Genomic DNA, 16174 nt, shown 5'->3' with positions numbered 1-16174 from the left:
TTTACTAATATATTTCTCCATTTGAAAATAAAGAGTAATTGTCCTTGTTTCTCCTTTGCTTCACTATCCCCTTAGCTCAGAAAAAATAGATCGGTCTAATACAGGTAGAATCGCAAATATGATGTGATGCGGTAACAAATATATATATAGATAATCTATGGAAGCTCATGTTATTATCGTAAACTCTTTATATATTCCTCCGACTCTAACTTCGCTATCGCGAAAACAGCTCTCCATATATTTACAAGTATTCCAACAATACAATCCTCTCAGGCCACATCTTATCCGGAATTGCCTAAAGAAACGATATTGATTGAATGAATATGAATAGTGCTAGTTCATTCAACAACTTAAGCAGCCGCTAATGATTTTGTAGCGCTAGATAGAGTTAAACCTAGTAAATACTCAAATGGACAAGTGCCTAGTTTCGCTTTATGGTTTTGCCTAAAACAAAATTCGTCTAAGTAAAATTGAGAATACGCTAGTCCGATCCCGTGAAATGTTTCGTTCATCCATTCAAAAGCGGATCTAGCTATACCAGGTAAAATAGCTTGGCACCTTGGCGGATGAACAAATCTTCTGTTTATCTCAAGGTGAGTATAGTCAATGCTGACATGATCTTTTATGAATTGTTTCTCCGCATGGTTAGTTAATAGGCCGCGCGGGTGTTTTTGTGCAGGAAGCAGCTTGATCTTGAAGTATGAGCAGTTAGTAGAAGTGACTGTGCGTGCAATAATGGCAGCATGCTCGCGTTGCAGTGCCTCGTATGTCGGTATTGGTTGTTTCATATAGACTTCAAGCTTCGCTTCTACTGCACCCGAGAGGAGGATACCTCGATCTAAGTCAGATATGGCCTGTCTGAGTTTCTTGAGCATAGACCAGGCGGTTTTATAAGTAACGTCAATTCGTTTGGCTAGACTGACAGCATTGATGCTAGTATCCGATGTTGAGATGATGTACATCGTCAGCAACCATTTTCGCAGGGGAGTGCGGCTTTTATCCATCACGGTGTTTGAAGTTAACGAAGTTTGGTGTCGACAATTATGACATTCATATAAGGGAAGCCTTCTAGAACGGATGATATAGGCAGAGCAGTGTTTGCAATATGGACATTGAAAGCCAGAAGGCCATTTAAGCTTGTAAGCGAGTGCGATACACTCTTCTTCACTCGAATATAACCGTTTGAATTGTTTGATTAAGCTTAGAACGTCCAATGTCCCACCCCTCTTTTGCGAAAACAGGAACACTTGTTCGTATTGTTATAATACCGTTTTTGTTTATGAAATGCAACTAATTTAACCTTTTTTATCTTTTTAAATGAGTGACTATTTCTTTTTATAAATGGTTGAAAGTAGATAGGTGGAAATTGCTTTAAGTGGGAGGTTAGGGCTTGTTCCTGAGCAGAAGGGATAGTGAAGCAAAGGAGCAAGAAGTGCCATGCAGCAAGCAGCAGCGTGCATACCAGGATGGGGGAGGGCTGGCTCTCTTTTTGTTCTTGTTCATGTAGCGTTCATTTTTGGATGCTATAGTCGACGTGAATAAGACCGATGGAAGGTGGAGTACAGTAAATGAAAAGATGGGCACTGTGGATCGGAATCATAATCGTTATTGGGGCTGCTGGGGCGGGTGCGTACTATTATTATTTTGCACGCGATGCAGCCGTTGCCGTGAAGACATTGACTTCGAGGACGGTAAAGGCAAGTAGAAGCGATATAGAGGTTAAAATAAGCGGAACGGGAAAGGTTACGGCAGATTCAAGGGCAACGGTAACAGCTCGAACTAGCGGTACGATTGAGAAGCTCGGTTTTAAGATTGGAGATACGGTTAAACAGGGGCAGGTGCTTGCTGTTTTTGAATCGGCGGATGTAAGCAATCAAATCAACCAAATCGAACTCAGCCTCAAAAAACAAAAGCTGCAAATGGCGCAGTATGAGACGCAGTATAAAGAATCAATCGGCACGGATAAAGAAGAGGCTACGAAACAGTCCGTTGAAAACAGCATTCAGCTGCTAAAGCTTGATATGGACCAAAATAATAAATCGCTTGCGGATCTTTACAAGCAGCAGGCAGAGGTTGTGCAAGTGGTTGCGCCGATCTCAGGTAAAGTTACAACTACTGCTGTTGCAGTTGGCGACAGTGTACAGGGCAATACAGTGCTTGCTGAAATTGTAGATTATACAGCGTTGTCGTTTGTTGTCCAGGTTGATGAGCTTGATATCCCTCAGTTGAAGGTAGGACAAGCTGCTCAGGTGCACTTGAATGCTATGACGGATAAGACGATAGAGGGAACTGTTGAGGAGCTTGCATTAGAGGGTACAGTATCAAGTGGTGTGGCAGCCTATGATGTTACGATTGGGTTGTCGCAAATAGATGGCATTCTCGCTGGCATGTCCGGGCAGGTTGATATTATCATTCAATCGAAAAAGAATGTAGTAGTCGTACCTGTTGATGCTGTTGTAAATATGCGGGGATCCACATTTGTTAGAGTGCCAAGCACAGATACTGCAGGTGTGACGGCAGGAACGGAAGGGAAAGCAGGCAGCCAGGTTGAGGGCGGAACACAAGGTCTACCGAATCAACAGGGCAGCCAAGTCGAGCAGGGTTATGCAGGAAGGCCTCAAAGCATGCAAGGCGCAGCGCAAAGCGGTCAAAGATCAGCAGCTGGTGGCAGCAGGGCTGGCGGTATGCAGATGGAAGGAACGCTTATGCCAGTTAAAATCGGGATTAGCAATGAGACCTATGTAGAGATAGAGAGTGGTTTAGAAGAAGGCGCATCTGTACTTGTGCCGCTTCCGCAAGGCACGGTAGGTACAGCCTCATCGCAGCAGACACAGACGACATTCCCAGGAGGATTCGGCGGCATGGGCGGCATGCAGTTTCCAGCTGGTGGCGGCGGTGGATATACAGGCGGCAACGGGGCCAGATCCCAAGGCGGTGGGCGATGAGTAAACAGAACGGTGCAGTTTTAATTGATATTCAAGAGTTGACGAAGTCATATGTAATGGGCCGAGAGGTTGTTACTGTGCTGAAGCAAGTGTCATTGCAGGTGAAACAGGGGGATTTTGTAGCTATTGTAGGTCCTTCGGGGTCAGGCAAATCGACTTTAATGAATGTTATTGGCTGCTTGGATAGTCCCTCAGAGGGCAGCTACAGGCTGGACGGAATTGAAGTGAAAGGGCAAAGCGATAATAAATTGGCAGAGATCCGTAATCGGAAGATCGGATTTATTTTTCAGGGGTTTCATTTGCTGCCAAGGCTTACCGCTTTTGAAAATGTAGAGCTCCCGCTTATTTACAGTGGTTTATCTGCTAAAGAACGGAAAGGGCGCACAATTAAGGCATTAGCGCAGGTGGGGCTCGAGGATAGAATCAATCATCGTCCGAGTGAGCTATCAGGCGGACAGCAGCAAAGGGTAGCAATCGCACGCGCTCTTGCAACACATCCCCCTATTCTGCTGGCGGATGAGCCTACAGGGGCGCTTGATACACGGACAGGACAAGAAGTGCTGAAACTGATTGAGCAGTTGAATAGGGAAGGACACACGATTGTGCTTATTACGCATGATATGGATGTAGCTAAACGCGCTTCGCGCACTGTCATCATGAGAGACGGTGTGCTCAGCGAGCAAAGGAGTGACAGCAATGAAGCTGACGCAAGGCTTCCGAATGGCGTTCAAGAGCGTCTTATCGAACAAGCTTAGAACCGTTCTCTCCATGCTCGGCATATTAATTGGCGTTGCAACCGTAATCGCACTTGTAGCAATGGGCGAAGGCTCTTCCAAGCGGGTGGAGGCGCAGGTCGCATCACTTGGTACGAATATGCTATCTGTCACGATTACAGGTCGTGGTACAGATACGACGCTTTCCAAGGAAGAAGCAATGGCTTTCGCTGATCTTCCAAACGTAGCGGGGGTATCACCTGTTGTTAGCAGTACGGCTTCCGTGAAATTTGAGAAAACGAGCACATCGGTAACGGTTGAAGGCATAACTCCAGAGTATGAGTTTGTTAATGATTTCAGTGTACAGACGGGGAGATACATTGCACCTGTGGATGAAATGAATGCGCAGAAGGTAGCGCTCATTGGTGTTACAACAGCTGATGACTTATTTGGCTCGGATGATCCGCTGGGGAAGATCGTTCTTATTGATGGAATGCGTTTCACTATAGTCGGGCTTCTTGAATCGAAGGGGAGCTCGCTCACGGGATCGAATGACGAGAAGATACTTATTCCTCTTGCAGCGGCGCAGCGGCTGTTTAAAACAGTAGGCGTCCGCACCATTTATATGAAGGTTACGGATATGGATTTGATGGACCGGGTAATGGCGCTGCTTGAAGTACAATTAACGGAGAAATTCCGCGGAGCAACGAATAGTTATCGTATATTCAATCAAGCCGATGCTATGAAAACACTCAATTCGGTCAACGATACGATGAGTACAATGCTCGTTGGCGTTGCTGCCATTTCCCTCGTCGTTGGCGGAATTGGAATAATGAATATTATGCTTGTTTCAGTTACGGAGCGAACGCGTGAAATCGGCATTCGAAAGTCTCTGGGAGCGAAAAGGCGAGATATCTTATTTCAATTTCTCGTTGAAGCCGTTACGATAAGCGCGCTAGGTGGCATACTAGGCATATTACTTGGCTACGCTGCTTCTATTGTAATCGGGAAAGTAATGGCTACGGAGACGTCCGTATCTACGGATATGGTGCTAGCATCGTTTGTTTTTTCGGCATTAGTTGGCATTGTTTTTGGTATTTTCCCTGCCAACAAGGCGGCTGGATTGAAGCCTGTTGATGCTCTGCGACACGATTAATATGGACGTTGATATAGCCGAACGAGTTCTACCCTACTATTTCCGCTCATAGAATAAACCATCAAAGCCGGATTAAGAGAGAGGCTGATCCAGCTCTAAGGAATGGAGCTTGCAGCTCACGGCTAGGATGGGAAGGAGAGGCATGAGACGGAATAGAGAGAGCTTGATAAGGCAGCTGCGTCTGCTTAGGACAAGTCGTTTTTGGCAGATGTTTGGGGTTGGTATTTTGCTAGGCGCATCGATAGTGTTTATAAAATTATCTTTAACCGAAATTGCCGGGAGCAGAAGCTCTGTAACGAATACGAATGAAAGCACTTTGGGATATCATGTATCAGAGGGATTAGGTGCGAATTCAAAAGTGGATCTAAAGCCTATGACGGAGCTGGAAAGCCCGGATGGATCAGATATGAATGCTTTGGATAGGCTGAATGTCCGTGTCTATTTAACAAAGGAAAAAAGAATGGAAATAGTTCCGCTAGAGACGTACGTTCAGGGTGTCCTTGCGGGAGAAATGCCCGTAGATTTCGAACTGGAGGCGCTAAAGGCGCAGGCGATAGCCGCTCGCACCTATATTGTTCGTAGATTGGCACTTAAAGATAGAAGCGGGATGGAGGTAGAGAACGCGGATGTGACGGATACGATCGAGCATCAAGTATATGTTCCTCTCGCAAAGCTTGCTAGTAAATGGACTGGCGAGGATAAAAAAAACAATTTGGCCAAGCTGAAGAAGGCTGTAATGGAAACCAAGGGGCTTATCATTACGTATAAGGGCGAGCCCATTCAAGCTGCTTTTTTCTCAACAAGCAATGGATTTACGGAAAATTCGGAGGATTATTGGGAGCAGTCGCTTCCTTATTTACGCAGTGTGGCGAGTCCGTGGGATGAAGTCATTTCTCCACGATATAAAGAAACGATTGAGCTGAATAGACAAGATTTTTATAGGAAGATGGGTCTCTCTGGCAAGCTTGCTGAAGGGAAGCCTGCTATTAAATTGCTTGAGAAAACAGCCGGAAATAGAATAAAAACAATAGCAATAAATGGTCAAAGTTTTAGCGGCCGAGATGTTCGCGAAAGGCTGGCTCTAGCATCATCCCAATTTACTTGGTTGATTAAGAATGATAGCGTTGCATTTACGACCTTTGGCTTCGGGCATGGTATAGGCATGAGCCAATGGGGAGCTAACGGAATGGCAAAGGAAGGCAGCTCGGCTGAGGATATTATTCGTCACTATTATACCGGCACAAAGGTAGAACAAGCTTCGAAGCTTCCAATTCAATCAAACTCTTAAAAATGCCTTTCACCTCACGTATAAACCTAGCATATTTGGTAACAATGGCTAGTGAGGTGATAGAAAATGAATGATCAAAATCAAAACAAACCGAAGCAAAGACCAGAAGAAACTCCCAAAACTGTTCTGGGAGGAACGTCTGCCGCCAAATCTAGCAGTGGATGGAAGAGCCTTTTTGCAAAGCGATGGGTTTCTCCAGCAATCTTCATGGCCGCGGCAGCAATTATCGTAACCTTAATGTGGATCTATCAGGGGGCGGATGAAGGAAAACCTGCAACAGCAAATCCGGACTCTACTGAAGTTTCACAAGGGGACAAAACAAAACCGCAGGGCAAGGATAATGATGCACCAATGGTTATGGCTGGTGACGAAATGATGGAGTGGCCAGTTGTAGACAAAGCAGCACTGAAAGTTGAGCTTCCGTTCTATGACGAGAAAGCTACCGATGCAGAGAGGGAAGCAGCCGTAGTTCAAATGGGTGACACATTCGCTCCGCACATGGGTATTGATTTTGTTGATCCGAATGGCAAAACCTTCGATGTGCTTGCTTCGATGTCAGGCAAAGTTACACATGTAGAGCAGCATCCGATGAACGGCAACATCATTGAAATTACGCATCCGGGCGGTTTAGTAACCGTGTACCAAAGCGTTACAGATGTTCAGGTGGCTGAGGGCGATGATGTGCGTCAAGGAACTAAGATTGCTGTAGCAGGCCGAAATGATCTGGAACGCGATCTAGGCATTCACCTTCATTATGAAACACGAAATGAAGGCAAAGCCGTCAATCCGAGCTCGTTAATCACGGAATAGTATCGGAACAGAAATAACGTATCGCTTCAAAAAATAGGTCTTTAGACGTACAGGCAGGGGCTAATCCCCTGCCTGTTTTATGTTTTTATGAAAAATTATTAACATTCGGGCTTGTCAGGCTTGGCCATAACGAATATCTATCCGCTCCACTCATATAATGTACCAAACTATCTCGAGTAGGGAGGCGGGAACGTGCACGATTACATTAAGGAGCGAACCATTAAAATAGGCCGCTGCATCGTTGAAACGAAGCATACGGTGCGAACGATCGCCAAGGAGTTCGGTGTGTCCAAAAGTACGGTGCACAAGGACTTAACGGAGCGGCTTCCTGAAATAAACCCCGATTTGGCCGATCAGGTTAAGCACATTCTCGAGTATCACAAATCAATTCGGCATTTGAGGGGAGGGGAAGCAACAAAAATTAAATACAAAAAAACAGGCACAAAAAAACGTGAAGTTTTGGCGGCGGGAAAAGCGTGAAGTTTTTTCGCGATTCATAGAGGGTTTTTGTATTTTTTGGCGAATAATGAACGTAGCGGTTTCTATGACAAGGGAACTAAATGTGCGTTATGCAAACATTATTCGTTGGGGGACTTAAGCCTTATGTTGAGCAAGGATATTGGGATTGATCTTGGTACAGCCAATGTTTCCATTCATGTGAAAGGAAAAGGCATTGTTCTTGATGAGCCGTCAGTCGTTGCGATTGAAAGCGATTCGAAGAAGGTGCTGGCCGTTGGCGAGGAAGCACATAGAATGGTTGGACGTACGCCGGGCAATATAGTGGCAATTCGCCCCTTGCGGGATGGCGTTATTGCGGACTTTGAAATTACGGAAATTATGCTTAAGGAATTCATTAATCGTGTTGAAGGACGGAAATGGTTTAGCCGACCACGTATCCTCATTTGTGCTCCAACGAATATTACTTCGGTTGAGCAGAAGGCGATTCGCGAAGCAGCGGAACGCAGCGGTGCGAAGGAAGTATTTCTTGAAGATGAGCCCAAAGCTGCCGCAATAGGGGCTGGAATGGATATTTTCCAGCCCAGCGGCAATATGGTTGTAGACATTGGCGGAGGCACGACGGATGTAGCCGTTCTTTCTATGGGCGACGTTGTGACCGCCTCTTCTATTAAAGTTGCAGGGGACAAGTTCGACGATGCGATTATGAAATTTATTAAGAACAAATATAAGCTTCTGATCGGTGAGAGAACGAGCGAGGATATTAAGATAAAGATCGGCACCGTGCTTGAGGGAGGACATCAGGAAGAAATGGATATCCGCGGCCGAGATATGGTATCGGGACTGCCTCTTACGATTACTATTCGTTCGGGAGAGGTTCGCGAGGCGCTATGGGATCCCATTATGTCTATCGTTTCCGCAGCGAAGTCTGTGCTTGAACGGACACCGCCGGAGCTGTCTGCAGACATTATTGATCGCGGCGTTATATTGACTGGTGGAGGCGCGCTGCTTGGCGGACTTGATAGTCTTATGGCCGAAGAACTGAAGGTGCCGGTACTAATTGCCGAAAATCCGAAGCTTTGCGTAGTTAGAGGAACGGGTATTATGCTTGATAACTTGGACAAGCTCGGGAAGAAGTAAAGCATGCAGCGGCCAGATTTATTTGTGCGGGTAGGGAGCCTTAGGGGGGCGCAGCCGAGGCGTAAATGAGTCGAAGGTCGCATGGACAAGCTATACATGCAGCCTTGCTTTCAACCGATAATATATAGAGGTAAATTCGATTGTAAGCGGCCAAGGGGGTAGCAACTATGTTAAGAGGATTATTTACCGCAGCGTCGGGAATGATTTCTCAGCAGCGCAGACATGATACGGTAACGAACAACATATCTAATATAAATACACCTGGATATAAACAGACGAATGCGGTTACGCGCTCATTTCCGGACATGCTGCTGTCTTTGACAGGAGCGGGTCCAGAGAATGCAACGACGGTCGGGAAATTGACGACCGGTGTTTTTGCGGAAGAAAGCTTGTCTATCCATCTGCAGGGTGATTTGACACAGACGAATAATGCTTCTGATTTCGCGCTTATTTCGAATATTGAGTTGGATGGGCATGCGTTTGATGCATCAGGTAAATATACAAGTCCTGAAGGCGAGGTTACTTTTCAGCCGCAAGCATTTTTCACGATTCAAGATCAAAACGGCGATGTAAGATATACAAGAGGCGGTAAATTTACGCTAACGGAGCAGGGCTTCCTCATGACAAGCGATGGCTCGAGCGTTCTTGGAACAAATGGTCAGCCTATTCGAATGCCGGCAGGAGTCGGTCTCGACAGCTTGATTCTTACGGGTGATCAACGGTTCGTTGATGCAAATGGAGTAGATGTTGGCGTTCAACTGCTTATTAGCCGAGTTGATAATCCGAATCAGCTTGTACGTGAAGGAAATGGTAATTTTCGCTTCGCAACAGCAGATGGTCAAGCAGCAGCAATTGCTCAAGGCGAACGCGTGGAAGTCAGACAAGGCTATGTTGAGCGTTCGAATGTAGATACTGCACAAGCTGCCGTAGATCTCATGTCAGCACTTCGTGCCTATGAGGCAAACCAGAAGGTTATCCAATTTTACGACCAAAGCTTAAGCAAAGCAGTCAATGATGTCGGCCGTGTATAAAGGCAGAAGGAGGCGCATGAAGCATGAATAGTTCAATGATTAATGCAATGGTATCGATGAATGGGCTTCAGCAAAAGCTGGATCTGCTTGCAGATAATATTGCTAATGTAAACACGGTTGGCTATAAACGGAAGGAAGCAACCTTTGAGGATCTTCTTACGAATGCAACCGTGCAGCCAGAAGCCTTTAATCAGAAAGGCCGACTTACCCCGCTTGACTTTACGCAAGGCTGGGGTGCAAAGATGACGATGGTTCAGCCTAATTTATCCCAAGGCCCTATGCAGCTCACAAACAAGGATACGGATCTTGCTGTGGAAGGAAACGCCATGTTCGAGGTTGTGGTGGACGCGGCAGGAAACCGCGGTTATACGCGCAACGGAGCGTTTCAGTTGACGGTAGGTGCAAACGGTGATACGATTTTGGCAACGGAAGATGGATACCCCGTTGTGTCTAAGATAAGAGATGCGACAACCGGTAATTTGGTTGAAAGCAATATTGTGGTACCTGAGGGCTACAGCCTCCGCGTAAATTCGGATGGATCGGTGCTCGGCGTATCCTCCACAAAAACGATTGAGCTGGGGAGCATAAAGCTGCTTCATGCTTCGCGTCCAGCTGCATTGACTGCGGTTAATGATAACTTGTTTGTTGTTGCAAACGGAATTAACGTGGATGATGTGGTTCAGGAGGTAATCCCAGATTCAGATAATCTTATTTCACTGCGTCAAGGCTACTTGGAGCAATCGAACGTCGTGCTGACGGACGAGGTGACTGAGCTTATTAATGTGCAGCGCGCTTATCAATTGGCAGCTAGAGCGTTATCATCCAGCGATACGATGATGAGCCTTGCAAACGGATTGCGCGCATAAGGATAGGATGATGTTGATGAGTATGGCCGATGAACGAATGGACCGCGATGCAAGCGGGTTCGGGAATCAAGCTGAAGAGGGCGGCTCTAAGAAGAAGAAGCGCAGTAATCGCGTGAAGACTGACGTGAGCTCAAAAAAGAAGCAACGGCCCGCAGGGGTTAGGGTGCTGCTGTGGCTTTTACGCAAAAGCATCGTACCGCTCATAATGATAATTATGCTTATTACAGGTTTATATGTCGGATATGTTGTCGTCGGTAAGCAGCCGGAGGATGAAGTATTCCAGTGGTCTACCTGGCAGCATATTTATGATTTAATATTCGCGGATTCCTAATAAACATAATAAAAAGCAGATCAAGGTTTAATCCTCGATCTGCTTTTTATTATGTTTAGTTACTATTTTACAGTTACTCGTATGGCAACTGTTTTGCCTGCGAAGGTTGCTTTAATAGAAGCAGAGCCTTTCTTGACAGCTGTAATTTTGCCGTCCTTCACGGTAGCTACGCTGGCATTGGACGTTGTCCAGAGCGCTTCTTCTGTCACGACTACAGGATTTCCAGTCGTATAATTAGCTTGCAGCTTGGCTGTGAAAGTACCGCCAGGGCTGAGCTGAACCGACTTGCTGGAGAGAGTAAGCGACTTCAGCTTCGGTGAAATGACTACAGGGATGATAAGTGTCTTTTCTTGATATGATCCAGAAATTTTTGTTGTGCCAACAGCGATTCCTTTTACAGATGTTCCGCTGACGCTAGCGAGATTCGGATTGCCGATTTCCCAGTTCATTCTGGAGCCGAGCGAAACCTGTTTGCCGCTCTTGTAATAACCCGTTACTTTAACTGATTTCGACTTGCTCGGGAAGAGCTCAATAACGGTTGGCTCAGCGACTAGTTTAATGATTTCTTCTTCAATTTTCACACGTATGGTTAGTGTTTTATTCAAGTAAGTAGCAGTTATCGTAATGTTGGATTCCTCAATGCCCTTCATCGAAGATTCCTTCAAAACAATGTTGTCAGATGAAGATTTCCAAATTGCTTTAGCAGTAACATTCTCTTCTTCGCCATCTTCGTTAACAACGTAAAGAGTAGGGTAGGGTCTTTCTTTACCCAGAACAAGGCTAAGATCCTTCGTATCAGACAGAAGCTTTAACGGTTTTATATGAACAATCAGATTAACTTCGGCCGTATAGCCTTGCGCGGTTGCTGTAAGAATGGATTCTCCAAGGGCTTTAGCGGTCCATTTGCCATCCTTAATTTCTGCAATTTTCTCATCTTTAGAAGTCCAGGTTACTAGCTTGGACACATCTACCTTTGAACCATCAAATGTCGTTGCTGTTACTTTAGGCAGGTCGCCGCTTAGTTCGGCAAAGCCGTCAATGGTTTCTGTTTCTATGCTAAGCTCGCTAATGCTAGGATAAACAGTAACCTCGATGCTTCGGCTTACTCCTTTATAATTAGCAGTTATTTTTGTTGTGCCAACTGCTTTCGGATATACTTTACCGTTCAGGACTGTAGCAACTATGATATTGGAGGAAGTCCAATCCGCCTTTAATGTAGCATCTTCAGAGTCATTCTTGTTGTCCAGAACATCGGCTTTTATTTGTAATGGCTCGTCTTGCAAAAGCATATGGTATTCTTTCTCTGGCGAAAGCTTAATCGATTGGTATGCAGTACGCACTACAACTTCGATCGATGTGGACACGCCTTTGTAAGATACGGTGATTGAGGTTTTGCCCGCTGTCTTGGCGGTAACGACACCTTTGTCAACGGAAGCTATTTTATCATTTGCGCTGACCCATTTCGCTGTGCTCGTAACCACTTCAGTTCCACCTGTCTTTGGAGCGACGGTAGCGGTCAATTCTTGGTCATCTGAGCCGAGATCCATCTCAAGCAGTTTGCTTGATGTGTTGGAATCTATGCTGATTGATTTATAAGGTGATGATACATTAATGATAATACTGTCTGATTTTCCTTTAAGCTTGGCCGTAATCGTAACAGTGCCGACACCAATCAGCGTAATCGTTCCGTCGTTAACTGTAGCGATAGCGGAGCTGGAGGTTGTCCAGACTGCATCTGTCGTTACGTCTTTCGTATCGTTTGATTTGGTTCCATTCAATTTAAACACCAAAGGCTGACCAATCTCGATATCCATAGTGGCAGGAGCAGTCACTCCGCCGTTCATTAATGTAACCGTATCATAAATATAATCGGAGGAAGCTTTCACGTTGATCGTAAATCCTTTATAAGTAGCGCTGATCGTCGCGGTTCCCTTGCCAACGCCGGTCAAAACGCCTTTATCCACTTTTACATAGGAAGTATTGGATGATTTCCAGGCTGCCTCTGAGGTAACGTCTTTCTTCGAAGACGAACCTGATAAAGAGGCAAGAACGGAGACAATGACTTTATCATCTTCAACGAATGTTTCGAGCGATGATGTGCTGTTATTGTAATCTGACGGCAGATAATCAAATTCAATGCCAGTCACTGTATCCTCTGCAGCATGCGCAACTCCTGTTACTGACATCATAACAAGCACGAAGGCTAACGCAGCCGCCAACCACCTACGAGTTTCTCTCAACGACATGTTAAATCGTAAACTAAAATTCACTACATCCCTGTCCTTTCTGGCTTAAAGTTTTTGATATCTTCTAATTATTAACGGTTAATAGTGCGGGAAAGTGAATAACGAAGGTGTAATTTGTATTTAAAAATTTGGTTAAATGCTAATAAAGCAGCAATGGATAGGGGAATAACCTTTATTCTGGATTAGTGATAGTTTTATTTTTGGGGGAGGTAGTTGTATAATAGTTGGGAACCTTCGTGGACAGTCAGCAATAGGTAGAGGAGCGTGAATAGTTGAATCTGCCGAATTTATTAACATCATTGCGATTTGTTTTAATTCCTGTTTACATAACCGTGTTTGCACAAGGGCATATGATTCCTGCATTTTTCATTATGGTCGCAGCTGGCATTACAGATGTACTGGATGGATATATTGCACGAAGAAGCGGCCAGGTAACGACGGTTGGCATGATGCTTGATCCGCTGGCCGACAAGCTGATGCTTATTACTGTCATTGTATCGTTGCTTGTTTCTCAGCATATTTCTTGGGCAGCGGCAGCAGCGATGTTTTTGCGCGATTTGGGTATGATAGCGGGAGGGTTTTATTTTCATTTTCGTGGAAAAAAGACAGTGCCCTCGAATTGGATGGGGAAGCTGACTACGGTTTTATTTTATTTGGCGATCATGCTTATTTTCTTTGAAGCGCCCCATGCACATCTGTATTTGTGGGCAGTTATTGCATTTTCGTTCGTAACTTCTATCATGTACATCGTAATGTTCAAAGCGCTTAATAAGCCAGCTGCCTTCTGAACTGCCATGATATATAGCAGCAATGCCATTCATGAACAAAGAGGCTTGGCAATGAACCTAATCTGGTTCAAGCAGCCAAGCCCCTTATCTTAACCTTCATGAACTGCAGTTTCATGAGGGGTAGGCATAGTATTGACCATAGGAATACGTTTTATACCGAATAACAATTGGAGAAGGGAAGTTTTTTAACATGTTGGATATCAATCAAATTCAAGAAATTATACCGCACCGTCCGCCGTTTTTGCTTATTGACCGTATTTTGGAGGTCGAGCCTGGCGTACGAGCAGTTGGACTCAAAAATGTAACCATGAACGAACCTTTCTTCGTAGGACACTTTCCAGGCTACCCGGTTATGCCGGGCGTGCTTATAGTAGAAGCACTTGCGCAAGTGGGTACAGTTGCCATGCTGATGATTGAAGCAAACCGCGGAAAGCTAGGCTTCTTTGCTGGTATTGATGGTTTCCGCTTTCGCGGACAAGTAAAACCAGGCGATACGTTGACCCTTGAGGTGCAAATTACAAGGCTGAAAGGCTCTATTGGAAAAGGACAGGGAACTGCGCGTGTAGGCGATCAGATAGTCGCAGAAGGCGAGCTTATGTTTGCTTTGTCTAATCCTTCATAAAAAAATAAAAGTATGAAAGAGGCTGCTAAATATGAACAAACCAGCGACTGATACGATTAAAGCAAAATATGAAGCATGGCTGAATGATCCGCTTATTGATGCTGCGACAAAGGAAGAGCTTCGCGGTATTGCAGGTCAAGAGAAAGAAATTACGGACCGCTTCTATCGTGATCTTGAATTTGGAACGGGTGGCTTGCGCGGCGTAATGGGTGCGGGTACGAACCGTTTGAATGCATATACAGTCGGCAAAGCAACGCAAGGTCTTGCTAACTGGCTGCTAGCTGGAGCAACTGACGGTGGAAGTCCCTCTGTCGTTATTGCGCATGATTCACGCAATTATTCACCTGAATTTGCTCTTGATGCGGCACTCGTACTGGCAGGGAACGGTATTAAGACATACTTGTTTAAATCTTTGCGTCCAACGCCGCAGCTGTCCTTTGCGGTTCGCGAGCTGAAAGCGGCGAGCGGCATCGTAATTACGGCCAGCCACAATCCGCCTGAGTACAACGGCTACAAAGCTTATGGAGCAGACGGTTGCCAGCTCATCCCTGAGGAAGCGGAGCAGGTTATCGCCTCAATCGGCCAAATTGCTAGCTTTGATGAAATAAAGCGCGTGTGCCGCGAGGAAGCGGAGGGGAGAGGCTTGCTGTGCTGGCTCGGCGAGGATGCGGACCAAAAGTTCATCGACACCGTTGTAGCGCAAAGCTTGAATGCTGAGCTGCTGCGAGGCGGAATTGGCGAGAAGTTTAGCGTGGTCTTCACACCGCTTCATGGCACAGGCAATATGCCTGTTAGTGAAGTCCTCAAGAAGGTAGGCTTCAGCAATGTTCATATTGTGCCAGAGCAGGAGCAGCCGGACGGTTACTTCAGCACTGTGAAATCACCAAACCCAGAGGAGCGCGAAGCATTCACGCTTGCGATTAAACTGGCTCAAGAGGTGAATGCCGATATTATTATCGGTACTGATCCTGATGCAGACCGGATGGGTGCGGTCGTGAAAAACAACGAAGGAGAATACGTTGTCCTGACAGGCAATCAATCTGGCGCACTGATGGTCCATTATGTATTGAGCCAGTTGAAAGAGCGCGGAAAGCTGCCGGAGAATGGCATTGTCATTAAGACGATTGTAACAAGCGAGCTTGGAGCTGATATTGCGCGGTCTTATGGAGCGGCAGTCGAGAATACGCTAACCGGCTTTAAATATATTGGGGAAAAAATGACGCAATACGAGAAAACAGGCGAGCATTCCTTCCTTTTTGGTTATGAAGAAAGCTACGGTTATTTGACCGGAACTTACGCTCGTGATAAAGATGCTGTCGTTGCTGCATTATTAATTTGTGAGGCAGCTGCATACTACAGCAGTCAAGGGAAAACGCTATATGATGTGCTTCTGGAGCTTTATGCGGAATTTGGAGTCTATCTTGAAGCTTTGGAATCTCGTACGCTTAAAGGCTTGGACGGCGTACAGAAGATTGGCGCTATCATGGATGATTGGCGTAATAACCCGCCAACTGAAATTGGCGGAGTCAAAGTTGCTGAAGTAATGGATTATACTAAAGGCCTTGATGGGCTGCGTCCAGAGAATGTGTTGAAATATTTGCGCGAGGATGGCTCATGGTTCTGCTTACGGCCTTCTGGCACGGAACCGAAAATCAAAGTTTATTTTGCTGTTAAGGGTGAGTCCCAAGCTGCAGCAGCTTCTATGCTGCAAACGTTGAAGACAGCCGTTATGGAACGGGTAGACCGCAGCGAATAGAATTTTATAAACCTGTTTAGAACGGA

General features: G+C 45.6%; 15 protein-coding genes. 13 read left to right on the top strand and 2 right to left on the bottom strand.

From position 1 onward, the window contains the following. Window positions 1-350: 350 nt before the first annotated feature. Entirely contained in the window at window positions 351-1214 is an 864-nt protein-coding gene (locus CEF13_RS26635; RefSeq protein WP_166742933.1) for a transposase, read from the bottom strand. A 354-nt stretch (window positions 1215-1568) separates the two neighbouring features. Here CEF13_RS26635 and CEF13_RS26630 point away from each other — a divergent pair, with 354 nt between their 5' ends. From CEF13_RS26630 to CEF13_RS26585, 10 genes are all read left to right on the top strand, one after another. After that, a complete protein-coding gene (locus CEF13_RS26630) occupies window positions 1569-2945 on the top strand; it encodes an efflux RND transporter periplasmic adaptor subunit (RefSeq protein ID WP_102715534.1) in 1377 nt (458 codons plus the stop codon). Then, window positions 2942-3700, top strand: a complete 759-nt coding sequence (locus CEF13_RS26625) for an ABC transporter ATP-binding protein (RefSeq protein WP_102715532.1) — start codon at window positions 2942-2944, stop codon at window positions 3698-3700. Before CEF13_RS26630 ends, CEF13_RS26625 begins: the two co-directional genes overlap by 4 nt. Next, window positions 3642-4814 carry an ABC transporter permease gene (locus CEF13_RS26620; RefSeq protein ID WP_102715530.1) on the top strand — a complete coding sequence of 391 codons (1173 nt, stop codon included), beginning with the start codon at window positions 3642-3644 and terminating at the stop codon, window positions 4812-4814. The genes CEF13_RS26625 and CEF13_RS26620 overlap by 59 nt, the downstream gene beginning before the upstream one ends. Window positions 4815-4956: 142 nt before the next feature. Further along, window positions 4957-6102, top strand: a complete 1146-nt coding sequence (gene spoIID, locus CEF13_RS26615) for a stage II sporulation protein D (RefSeq protein ID WP_102715528.1) — start codon at window positions 4957-4959, stop codon at window positions 6100-6102. 66 nt (window positions 6103-6168) lie between these two features. Beyond that, a complete protein-coding gene (locus CEF13_RS26610) occupies window positions 6169-6912 on the top strand; it encodes a M23 family metallopeptidase (RefSeq protein WP_102715526.1) in 744 nt (247 codons plus the stop codon). Between the two features lie 192 nt (window positions 6913-7104). Continuing rightward, the gene (spoIIID, locus tag CEF13_RS26605; RefSeq protein WP_102715524.1) at window positions 7105-7392 is read left to right on the top strand and encodes a sporulation transcriptional regulator SpoIIID; all 288 of its coding nucleotides are present in this window, start codon (window positions 7105-7107) and stop codon (window positions 7390-7392) included. Between the two features lie 123 nt (window positions 7393-7515). Beyond that, complete coding sequence (mreB, locus tag CEF13_RS26600) at window positions 7516-8508, top strand: rod shape-determining protein MreB (protein ID WP_102715522.1); 993 nt, start codon at window positions 7516-7518, stop codon at window positions 8506-8508. A 167-nt stretch (window positions 8509-8675) separates the two neighbouring features. Further along, complete coding sequence (locus CEF13_RS26595) at window positions 8676-9539, top strand: flagellar hook-basal body protein (RefSeq protein ID WP_102715520.1); 864 nt, start codon at window positions 8676-8678, stop codon at window positions 9537-9539. Window positions 9540-9562: 23 nt separating this feature from the next. After that, window positions 9563-10405: a flagellar hook-basal body protein gene (locus tag CEF13_RS26590; RefSeq protein WP_102715518.1), complete on the top strand. Its 843-nt coding sequence runs from the start codon at window positions 9563-9565 to the stop codon at window positions 10403-10405. Window positions 10406-10421: 16 nt separating this feature from the next. Then, window positions 10422-10736 carry a DNA-directed RNA polymerase subunit beta gene (locus tag CEF13_RS26585; protein ID WP_166742932.1) on the top strand — a complete coding sequence of 105 codons (315 nt, stop codon included), beginning with the start codon at window positions 10422-10424 and terminating at the stop codon, window positions 10734-10736. Between the two features lie 62 nt (window positions 10737-10798). On the opposite strand, the gene CEF13_RS26580 is transcribed toward CEF13_RS26585, so the two are convergent. Further along, window positions 10799-12955, bottom strand: a complete 2157-nt coding sequence (locus CEF13_RS26580; protein WP_102715514.1) for a hypothetical protein — start codon at window positions 12953-12955, stop codon at window positions 10799-10801. A 299-nt stretch (window positions 12956-13254) separates the two neighbouring features. On the opposite strand from CEF13_RS26580, the gene CEF13_RS26575 reads away from it, so the two are divergent. The 3 genes from CEF13_RS26575 (at window position 13255) to CEF13_RS26565 (ending at window position 16148) form a co-directional block, all read left to right on the top strand. Beyond that, window positions 13255-13770: a CDP-alcohol phosphatidyltransferase family protein gene (locus tag CEF13_RS26575; protein WP_102715512.1), complete on the top strand. Its 516-nt coding sequence runs from the start codon at window positions 13255-13257 to the stop codon at window positions 13768-13770. Between the two features lie 190 nt (window positions 13771-13960). Continuing rightward, on the top strand, window positions 13961-14392 hold the full coding sequence (gene fabZ / locus CEF13_RS26570) for a 3-hydroxyacyl-ACP dehydratase FabZ (protein WP_102715510.1): 432 nt from the start codon (window positions 13961-13963) through the stop codon (window positions 14390-14392). Window positions 14393-14414: 22 nt separating this feature from the next. Then, a complete protein-coding gene (locus tag CEF13_RS26565; RefSeq protein WP_424991991.1) occupies window positions 14415-16148 on the top strand; it encodes a phospho-sugar mutase in 1734 nt (577 codons plus the stop codon). The last annotated feature ends 26 nt before the right edge of the window (window positions 16149-16174 follow it).

This window comes from Paenibacillus castaneae (genome assembly GCF_002884445.1).
Taxonomy (GTDB): domain Bacteria; phylum Bacillota; class Bacilli; order Paenibacillales; family Paenibacillaceae; genus Pristimantibacillus; species Pristimantibacillus castaneae.
Note: the sequence above shows the minus strand (reverse complement) of the source record. Positions and strands in the feature narration are given on the sequence as shown.